Source organism: Paenibacillus sp. 01T422 (assembly GCF_056398785.1).
In genome coordinates this window covers 1-10,235 of the sequence record NZ_JBFTQB010000118.1, presented here as the reverse complement: position 1 = coordinate 10,235, position 10,235 = coordinate 1, and the positions used below count along the sequence as shown (strand labels likewise).

Here is a 10,235-nt window from a genome sequence, read left to right as displayed (position 1 = left end):
CAAAAAGGCTTCTTTCGAAATTTTGGACAAAGCCTATGAGACGGGTGTGAATTTCATTGACACGGCAGATGTGTACCCGATTGGAAGGCAATCGCATGCCGTCGCAGGTGCGACCGAGTCGATCATCGGGGAGTGGCAGCAAGGTAAACGAGACAAACTGGTGCTTGCGACAAAGTGTTTTGGCGCGATGGGACCTGGCCCCAACGAAAAGGGCCTGAGCAGGAAACATATCTTCCATGCCGTTGAGGACAGTTTGCGCCGCTTAAAGACGGACTATCTTGACCTTTACCAAGCGCACCAATTCGACACGGACACACCTATGGATGAAACGCTCCGCGCGCTCGACGATCTTGTCCAGCAAGGGAAAGTCCGTTACATTGGAATCTCGAACTGGCGAGCCTGGCAGGTAGCGAAGGCAAATGGCATTGCGGTGAGGAAACATTATGCCAGGATCGTAAGCGTTCAGCCGCGGTACAATTTGTTGTTTCGGATGATTGAGGACGACTTGGTTCCTATGGCTCTTGATGAAGGAATCGGCATTATAAGCTACAACCCATTGGCTGGAGGCATGTTGTCAGGCAGGTACGGTAAAGACGCTCGTATTGAAGAAGGGACTCGGTTTGGACTCGGGAACAATGCGGGGGTCTACTACCAGGAGCGATATTGGAAAGAAGCGACGCTCGATGCGGTTGATCGGTACCGAGTCTGGTGTGAAGAGAATCATTTGAATCCTGTGACAACGGCCGTGAAATGGGTCACGCAGCAGCCGGGCATTACCTCCGCCATTATTGGCGCCAGTCGTCCAGAACAATTGGATGCGAGCTTGCAAGCTGCCGGCATGAATGACTTGACCAAACAGCAGATGGACTGGCTTGATGGGCTGTGGTTCTCACTGCCCCGCCGCCGTGAATTTAGTTAGAATAGGGAATCTCATCCGTATATCGGCTTTCAGTAAAGCCGAAATTCCCCCTAGTAGGCACGAATAGGTAGATGTTGTTAATAACTACATTTGTATAAAGCGAGGAGCAGGACTGCCGCCGTGGCAGCTGCTCCTTTTTTACTTATGGATATGTTTATTTACGCTTCCATTGTGTTTATAAGATATATAAACCACAAGGCTATCAAATCACGAGGAAAGGGAAGGTATGTTTATGACTAATCAAAGTAAAAGGATCAAAGTCATGGCGATCTTAGGGATATTCTTATCTGTTGTGATGGCCTCATGCTCGGCGAAGGAAGCAGCAGCCGGGCAATCGTCGCTTACGAGTAAAGCATCCACGTATGTTGACGGCATCCACTCGGCGACCGGCGACTACGGGAGTCGCGACCCGTCTATCGCTGTGACCGTTACGCTAGTTAACGACGTGATCACTGGCATCCAAATTACTCCTCATGCAACGGATCCGACATCCCTTGACTTGCAGCAACGTTTCGCCGACGCGATCCCGGCGGTCGTCATAGGGAAGCGTATCGACGAAGTTAACATAAACAGACTCGCAGTGTCCAGCCCTACCCCCGACGGGTTCGAGACGGCATTTACGCAGATTAAGGAGCAGAATCGGATCGGGCCGACACGCACAGGAAATGAATGAATGCAGAACGCCGTTCAAGGAGAGAATCGTCGAAAACTTCAACTGCATACAAAATGAAGGAGCCGCATAAGGGAGTTTGAATCCTGCGGCTCTTTTGTTCAGACATATGTTACGTCACCCTGATACATTTTTCTGTTATAGAAGCAAAGTGAGACGAATAGAAAATGATTCGAGATGAATGGGATATCTGTCTCTTTTTCAGGCTTCGATTTGAAATTGATGCCTGATGGCCAATGGATCATGACTAATTTCGTATATGATTTACGGTTTACTTGCCTATCAGTTTTATGTTGCTTTGAGGGTTCTCCCGGTAAACAGCTACATTGACAATCTGCCAGAGCTTAAGAAGTATACGTATCAATCGGAATGGGATTCCCTCAAAGTTAAAAATGACGACAAGATTTACGGTATCCCAAGAACATCAATTCTTAGAAATGATGGCTACTGGGTTAGAAAAGATTGGCTCCAGAACGTAGGCATTACAGTTCCGGCTGATGGTCTCGTGTCCATTGATCAGATCAAGGATATTTTGGAAAAGTTCACGTTTAATGATCCTGATAAAAATGGGAAAAATGATACGTACGGTTATGCAGGCGCAGTCAATGCGAATAAGGTATTTGATCCGATTCTGACGGGTGCTTTCGGAGTTAACGGCTGGCAGGAGAGCAGCGTCGGCACTTATAAATACATGGATGCGAAGTATGATACAACCACAACCAGATATAAGGACGCCCTAGCTTTTACCGCAAAGTTGTATAAAGAAGGCGTGTATGATCCGGACTCGGCCACCAATGACGAGACGAAGCGAAGAGAGCGTTTCTGGCGCGGGATGACGGGGGTGTATCCGGGCTTTGCAGCGCAATCACCTGCCGGAGATTCAGAAGCAAACTCCTAGCGCTGACCTGACGTATATCTGGGTGAAAGGTTCAGATGGCAAAGCAAGTTTTAACACGGGAGTCGTGGGTTCAACGGGAATATGGGGTTTCTGGGGCATAACGAAAACGGCGAAGGATCCGCAGAAAGCGGCTGAGCTGCTGAATTCCTGGCTGACTGACGATACGTGGGCCATCGTGAAAGACGGCTATGAAGGTAATGACTATACGGTCAAAGATGGTGTGAAGGTTGCACCAGCTACACTGCCAACCGACTACATCCGCAAAAATTCGATGAGACGCGCGAACGACGAATCTTTCTTCATTAAAGTGGGAACCCCGAAGGAGATTGTCGATAAAATTACGCCGTGGCTCAAAACATCCATTGATACGGTTGTGATATCCAAGGATCTGGGCTACTTGCCGGAGGCAGCGAAAAAGCCGATCTACCAGGATTATCAGAAAGCATGGGATCAAATGATTATGAAAATTATCATGGGTAAAGAACCTGTCGATAAATTTACGGAGCTGCAAAGCGGTTGGTACAAAAATGGCGGGGAAGAGTATACGAAGCAGATGAATGACTACATTACGAGTTTGAAAAAGTAGATCTTGCCTAGCGGTAGCAAAAGCAACGTTGAAAGAAGACACGGACCTAAATGGTATCGTGTCTTTTGTGCTTAAGTAAGGGCTTTAGTTAACAACTCTGTTTTTTGAACAAACAGGTATGATTTTTAACCTACCCCTTGACTGACACGTAGTGTAAGGTGGGATTACCTGGATATCGCAGCGATTCTGGTGGTCTACGACAAAAAGGAATTAGGGGGTGAATGGAATGATTGCAAATCTGTAGAGTATGAATGGCTATCCAAACGAGGCAGAAAAAATGCTGCGAGCCACCTACTCCAAGTGCTGATGTCGAATTTACAATCGCTACTTTCCATCATGATCTACGTAACGTACCCGAATGTTGGAATAGTTTCACATGATATAAAACATTTTTGGGAAGCGCTTCCAATTAGTATTTTTTTGGCACTCTACAACGGATCAAACCGTTGATATATCAACATTTGTTGAAGGAGGAACACAAAAAATGCAAAAGACAATGCAAAAACTCTTATCTCTGTCCCTGACGCTGGCCATGTGCCTGTCCCTGCTGACCTTCAGTGTCCCGGCCGCGGCTGCTGACGCAGGGCGTAATCTGCGTCCGATGGAGTATCTGACACGCGGCTTGGTCGCTGCCCAGGTCACAGGCGGCATATTCCTGAGCTGGCGCTTCCTGGGAGACGAGCCTGATGGCCTCTCCTGGAACGTCTACCGCAAAGACGGTGACGCAGACTATGTGAAGATCACCACGATCACACCTCGAAATGTACAGCCCGAGAGCAACTACGAGACAAACCCCGGCATTGTGAAAGAAAACGTCACCCCTTCTAACTACACCGACCCGAATGGTCTCTTAACTTCCATCTATGAGGTAGCGCCAGTCACCAACGGCGTTGAGGGTTTGAGACAAGGGATGTCCGTACCTATGTTGTCGGCCTTGGCGGGAAGCGCGGGGCAGGCTGGCAGAGGCGCTGTGCAATATATCCCAATGAAGCCGGCTCCGGCCCCCGTGCCGCTTGCGCACTTCATGTACCGTGACAACAGGTTCGGCCCTGGCACTAATCTGAACGCGGCTAACATGGTTATCCCCGGTACAGGCGGCCAGAACTGGTACGTTGTCGACATGGATGTGCTCAAGGCTTTCCGTGAGCCCCATGACAGCAAGACTCCGGTCACCGTTACAGATCTGAACGGATGGGTCGACAAGCTCAACGGATACAACCATGAGACGTGGCAGCCATCCAATTCCCTCGGGAATGACGGCATCATCAGCGACGCCTTGTACACGGAGCTGGAAGCCAAGTTCATCAAGTATGTTGAGGAACTGGACAGTGGCACCAAACTCCCTTATGCGAAAACCAGCACTGGCGCGATATATACATCGCAAAGCTCCGCCTACTCCACCCATGACATGACGGTGGGCGATTTCGACGGCGACGGCGAATACGAGATCGTCGTTAAGTGGCGCAGTACCCAACAAGATCCCATGTATTCCGAACCGATCTTCAGTGGCAGCAACAACTTAACCGCACCTGAGTACATAGACGTGTACAAGTTGGACGGGACCCTAATGTTCCGTGTCGACATGGGCTATAACGTAAGAGCGGCTAATGACCACGAGACCACACTGTTCACCGAAGACTTTGATGGTGACGGCAAGGCCGAGCTAATGCTCAAGACTGCCCTAGGCACCCGGATCGGCAACTGGGACGAAGGCTCGCAGTCCGTCGTATATCCGGACACCCTGAGCACCGTTGTTGGCGGCGAGAATGGTCTGAACGCTACCACGGACAAGTTCAAGGAATACTTTGCTAGCGGCAACGAACAGGCCCTTGAAACCTACTGGTCTCTCCTTAACAGCTTCACCATCTCCTACCGCAGCCCAATAGCCGGAGGCGGCAACGACGGGGTCAATGATCCGACAATCAAACGTTGGATTAAGACCTATCACGTTGGCCCAATCGGCCCTGCCAAAGATGACCAGGAGTTTTTCTCGGCCTACAAGTGGGATGACGAAGCTGGTAGAGGCGTGCTCGTAGACAGCGCCAAATATCCGTTTCCCTACAAGGGCAGTGTCGACGGCGAGAACTGGGCCATGACGCCCGAATCTCAGCGCGGTAATTTCTCTTATCTGGCCTTTCCCGGCCCCGGAGCTGGAAGTTCAGCTAATGATTATAAAGCGCAGATAATGGCAGAGAAAGAAGCCTACTGGCTTGAGCATCCTTGGAAGGCAGCCGTGTGGGGCGACGCGCAGGGCAACCGCGCGAACCGCTACCTCGGCATCGTGGCCGCTCTTGACGGCGTTAACCAGTACGCCGTCTCCCAGCGTGGCTACTACGCGAGGACGACATTCGCCGCCTTCAATATCGTGAACGGCAAGGTCAGACTCCAGGCCAGCTTCGACTCGGCAGACCCGCGGTACTGGGCTCTGGGTGGCAGCGCCTACGACTACCAGAACCGTGGTAACCATCAAACCCAAACCGCTGACCTTGACGGCGACGGCCGGGATGAGATCGTGATGAAAGCCATGGTCCTTGGTCTGAATTCCGACAAGACCATGATCCTGCCCAAGGTACTCAATGGCGATATTATGCCCACCATCGAGGGGCAGAACAGCATCCCTCCGGTTGCTGACAGCTTCGAGTTCGCCACCGATGCGGTGCGGAACAACCCGCTGAACGTGTGGGCACCGCTTCGCCACGGTGACCGCAGCGCGCTGCTCCCTGTCGCCAAGGACAACAGCATCAGAATGTGGTCAGGTAGCGAGGAGYATATTCTGGACGACATCCGTAACGGCAAGCAGTACGGCTGGCTACCAGGTCCAGAGGCTCACGACCCGATGAAGGGCAAGAGGTTGAACGAGCAGGGCGAGATTATCAATGAAAACTCGCTTATCTTCGGTGTGTACGCTGGCAGTGACGCCGAGGGCGCAGTAGCGGGCAACTTCTCTAATCGCTGGCCGGGTGCGCAAGGATACTCGGAGAACGGCGCGAGAAGCATGATCACCGGCGAGCTGCTGAACGGCAGCAGAAACTTGGGCAGCGGTCAGAATGCGATCTGGTTCGGTGGCGGCTTGACGGCTATGGCTGTCAGCAGTGCTACCATTAGCACAGTCAACGACCTGACCTTCGCGACCACCTCATATCTCGCGACTGGCCTCACGTCGACCGGCAATAAGAGCACACCAACACTGAAGGCCGACATGTTTGGAGACTGGCGCGAGGAGCTTATTCTCCGGGCGAGCAATAACCGTCTGGCCATCGTCACGAGCTTGTCGCCGACTGAGTACGGCATCCGCACGCTGATGCACGATCCGATGTATCGCAGCGGTGTGGCGAACAAGAACACTGGCTACGATCAGATGGGCTTCGCCAGCTTCTATCTTGGCGACGAAGCTAAGCTGCCGTCCAAGAGGACCGACATTGTGGTCCCGACGATGGCTCCCAATACCCAGAGTAAAGTCAAGTTAACGGGGCCAGCTACGGTACGGCCCGGCGAATCGTTCGACTTGATTTACAGCGGGAAGGATCTGGAGCCCGGAGTCATGGCGCAGGATATGACCTTCGAGTTCGATCCGACGGTCGTGGAGCAGGTATATGATCCTATCACCATGGCTAACGATCAGTTCGTCATCGTGAATCAGAAACTGGTGGACGGCAAGCTGCGTGTCCTGGCCGTTCATCTTGGCGCCAAGCAGACAGATCCGAATGGGGATCTGTTGAAGCTGCGCCTAAGGGCGAAGCCGGGATCTGAAGGGAATACGTCGATCCTGCTCAGCAAGCTGGTTACGGCAGATGCTAACGGCGTTGAGACAACACAGGATGGAACAAGCCACAACTTGAGAATTGAGCAGCAACCTGTGGTAGATAAGTCGCCTCTGAATGCGTTGATTGCGGATGCTCAAGCTAAGCATGATGAAGCTTCAGAGGGCAGCGGAGTCGGTAATTATCCGTCAGGATCGAAAGCGACGCTGCAGGTGGCGATTGATCAAGCCAAGGCGGTTGCGGATAACCAAGCAGCTGATCAGGCAGCGGTTGATCAAGCAACTGCGCAACTACAGACGGCGCTGCAAACGTTCTTGAATTCAGTAATTAAGCCGATTGGTGGCGATTACAACAATGACAATAGGGTTAGTGTCGGCGATTTGGCGTTGGCGGCTAAAGCTTATGGCAAGTCGTCCCAAGATTCCGACTGGAGCTTGTGGCAGAAGTTTGACCTGAGCGGCGACAACCAGGTAGACATTCAGGATCTGTCCATGCTTGCTAATCAGATTCTGAATTAGAATATTTAAGACTTCTACGAATTCCGAAACAACAATAACGGAGCCGCGCATGTGCGCGAGCTCCGTTTTCTAATTTATTTTTATTAGTATGTGATGAGTGGTGTCACAAGAAAATTCTCAGTAGTATTTAGAAGAGATTCATTTAAAAGTGTTGAGAAATCTATAATTATGAATTAACATACAGGAAGTAGTTCATCCAAGTGATTAATTTGGAATGGAAATATAGGGAAGTAACGGTGGAAGCCCTTGTCATGAAGGGCTTTTGTTATGATGTGGAAGCTTAGGGAGGCAGATCATCGGTTACAATTTTCTGTACCATCGTTTATTCTGATAAAGCTATTTCACTTCGTAGGAGTTGACTGACGGATCATGATAAAGAAAGAAATCGCACATATTCGCAAGCAATTTAAATTGGATCACGAGATGCTTAAACTTTTCGAAATTTTTAACGTGTATATTATGAAGGAAACCAATGAGATCTACCATTATGAGCGCCAGCCGTTCGCCCTATTGGACAGAGAGAAACAGGAATTATATATGACTAATTTCAAAAAACTGCTGACCGGCGAATTAGATCAGAAGATGTTCGAGTTAAAATTCCAGGAGGAAGCGGAAGAGCCTACGCAGGTGCTTCTCCATCAGGGTCTGGTGACCGGGAATGCGCAAGAATGGCAGGATTTAATGCTCTTGTTGGTGGACAAAATGTTGGTGGATACCGTTTACGAACAGGATACGGTGATTACTTTCGTCCGCGGGCAATATTCCAGGCCGACCAAGGCGAGGAACGATCAAGCTGAGCAGAGCGAAAAGGACGAAATGTTCGCGAATTTGTTCATTCTATGCAGTGTGAATTCCACAGAGCAACAGCGGAAAACGCTCATGTTTGATTATGTTGAGAGAGAATTTAAGTATAATGTCTTCGTTGATCCGATCATCAAATTAAATACTCCAGAGCAAGGTTTTTTCTACCCTAGTGTGACGGACAACTATTCCGACGTAAATCGCATTTTGTATTGCTCAGGGAGAGCGAATGAGCCGAATGTGGCATTCATCGATAAAGTCCTAAATGCCGAGAAGACGGTGACGGCGTTAGAAGAGAGAGCCATTTTTGAAGACATCGTGAAGGAAGTAGCTGGCGAACAAATTGATGTCGCAACGATTGCTCATGTATACGAGGAAATTTATCGGGTCATTGAGTCCAACGAGGAGGAAGAACCTCCAAAGCTCGATTATAAAGATGTGGAACGCATGCTCACAGCGAGCGGTGTGGAGGACGTGACGAGGGAAAAGGTAGAACGAGCGTTCCAAAATGTCGTCGACGACAAAAACTACGAAATCAAAGCGAGCAGCGTGATTCCGAAGTTCACTTCAAAATCAATCAAGATTGATACGAAGGTAGCCACGATTTCGATCAGTCCGCAAGATTTAAAGTATGTGAGACAGGTGAATTATCAAGGAAAACGATGTATTTTGATCGAGGTTGACGAAGATGCTGTGATCGAAGGGTTTACGCTTAGTACGGAGACGTTGTAAGGTGTGGTTTTATAAGTTGAGTAACTTGGGAGTATGATACTCGCTCTGATGTTGCTAATTAATTAATTAATTAATTTTAAGTGATTTGCAAAGATTTCAAAAATCGCCTATAATACTGAATGAATGTTCAGTATTATAGGCGATTCTCATTCTACAGATCTGTTAACCTGAAAGTGGTGAAGCATGTTTGAATAAAAAGAAACAGCAAACCGAGCAAACCAAGAAGAAGATCGCCGATGCGGCAAGAGCTTTATTTGCTCAAAAAGGCTACAAAGCAACTGCTATTGAAGACATTGTAAAAGCGGTCGGGTGCAGTGCGGGAAACATTTATTATCATTTCAAGAACAAAGAAGGCCTTTTTCTATATCTACTTGAGGAATGGAACAGGGAATGGGATAGTAACTGGTTGGTCAAGGAAAAGCTGTATGCTACTACAACCGATAAATTATACGGCATGGTCGAATATTTGGCGCTTGATCAATTGAATCATCCGCTGACGAGGGCTGCTGATGAGTTTTTTAATAATGCGGAGAAAGCCCCAGATGTGGAGGAGCGAATAAATGTAATGGTTAAAGGGTACATTGACTTTAATCGGCAGTTGCTTCAGAAGGGGATCGATAACAAAGAGTTCGACATTACGAATGTCTCCGGTCACGCAATTATTCTGGACAGTCTGTTGCTTGGACTAAGCCAACATTGCCGGAGAATGGAACGTGAGGAAGCGCTAGCGGCATACCGATTGGCTATGGATGTGTTTCTGCAGGGCATTGCCAAGCCGAACCACTAGCCTTTTTTTTGCAATAATACTGAATATTTATTCAGTATTATTCGATGATAGGAGGAATAATATATGACATTATTGACAAGACATCAGGGAGCTTTATTAGTACTCATGTTAAATCTTTTTCTAGTTTTTTCGGGAATAGGACTTGTTATCCCTATTATGCCTAAATTCATGGACAGTCTAGGCATTACAGGAGGGACTATCGGTTTGTTGATTGCCTCTTTTTCGCTGACGCAGTTTCTTTGTTCGCCATTAGCCGGTCGTTTGGCCGATTCCTTAGGTAGAAAAAGAATGATTGTCATGGGGATGATTGTGTTCGCCGTCTCGGAGCTAATTTTTGGATTAGCCAGTTCGACTGTCCTGCTTTTTGCTTCGAGGATGCTAGGCGGCATCAGTGCAGCAATGATAATGCCGGCCGTTATGGCTTACGCAGCAGATATTACGACAAAGGAAGAACGCGCGGCAGGGATGGGGTATATTACAGCAGCAATTACAACTGGCTTCATTATTGGACCGGGTATAGGCGGTTATATTGCTGAATTTGGCATCCGTGTGCCCTTTTACTC

Annotated in this window: 8 protein-coding genes; all 8 read left to right on the top strand. The window is 48.9% G+C overall.

Annotated elements, in window-relative coordinates:
• Nucleotides 1-919: aldo/keto reductase (locus AC1DUA_RS09190; protein WP_477499443.1), on the top strand; the 919-nt coding region annotated here is incomplete at its 5' end.
• Between the two features lie 232 nt (nucleotides 920-1,151).
• A complete protein-coding gene (locus tag AC1DUA_RS09185) occupies nucleotides 1,152-1,592 on the top strand; it encodes a hypothetical protein (RefSeq protein WP_477499442.1) in 441 nt (146 codons plus the stop codon).
• 256 nt (nucleotides 1,593-1,848) lie between these two features.
• Complete coding sequence (locus AC1DUA_RS09180) at nucleotides 1,849-2,487, top strand: type 2 periplasmic-binding domain-containing protein (protein WP_477499441.1); 639 nt, start codon at nucleotides 1,849-1,851, stop codon at nucleotides 2,485-2,487.
• Complete coding sequence (locus AC1DUA_RS09175; protein ID WP_477499440.1) at nucleotides 2,444-3,073, top strand: type 2 periplasmic-binding domain-containing protein; 630 nt, start codon at nucleotides 2,444-2,446, stop codon at nucleotides 3,071-3,073. Before AC1DUA_RS09180 ends, AC1DUA_RS09175 begins: the two co-directional genes overlap by 44 nt.
• Nucleotides 3,074-3,557: 484 nt before the next feature.
• Nucleotides 3,558-7,352, top strand: a complete 3,795-nt coding sequence (locus AC1DUA_RS09170) for a rhamnogalacturonan lyase family protein (protein ID WP_477499439.1) — start codon at nucleotides 3,558-3,560, stop codon at nucleotides 7,350-7,352.
• 369 nt (nucleotides 7,353-7,721) lie between these two features.
• The gene (locus tag AC1DUA_RS09165) at nucleotides 7,722-8,885 is read left to right on the top strand and encodes a DUF4317 domain-containing protein (protein ID WP_477499438.1); all 1,164 of its coding nucleotides are present in this window, start codon (nucleotides 7,722-7,724) and stop codon (nucleotides 8,883-8,885) included.
• Between the two features lie 187 nt (nucleotides 8,886-9,072).
• Nucleotides 9,073-9,672 carry a TetR/AcrR family transcriptional regulator gene (locus AC1DUA_RS09160; RefSeq protein ID WP_477499437.1) on the top strand — a complete coding sequence of 200 codons (600 nt, stop codon included), beginning with the start codon at nucleotides 9,073-9,075 and terminating at the stop codon, nucleotides 9,670-9,672.
• A 63-nt stretch (nucleotides 9,673-9,735) separates the two neighbouring features.
• A partial coding sequence (locus AC1DUA_RS09155; RefSeq protein ID WP_477499436.1) for an MFS transporter occupies nucleotides 9,736-10,235 on the top strand: 500 nt, incomplete at its 3' end.

What these genes read in the sequence shown, in the direction of transcription:
- AC1DUA_RS09185 (WP_477499442.1), top strand. Translation starts at nt 1,152, where the DNA reads ATGACTAATCAAAGTAAAAGGATCAAAGTCATGGCGATCTTAGGGATA.
- AC1DUA_RS09180 (WP_477499441.1), top strand. Translation starts at nt 1,849, where the DNA reads ATGATTTACGGTTTACTTGCCTATCAGTTTTATGTTGCTTTGAGGGTT.
- AC1DUA_RS09165 (WP_477499438.1), top strand. Translation starts at nt 7,722, where the DNA reads ATGATAAAGAAAGAAATCGCACATATTCGCAAGCAATTTAAATTGGAT.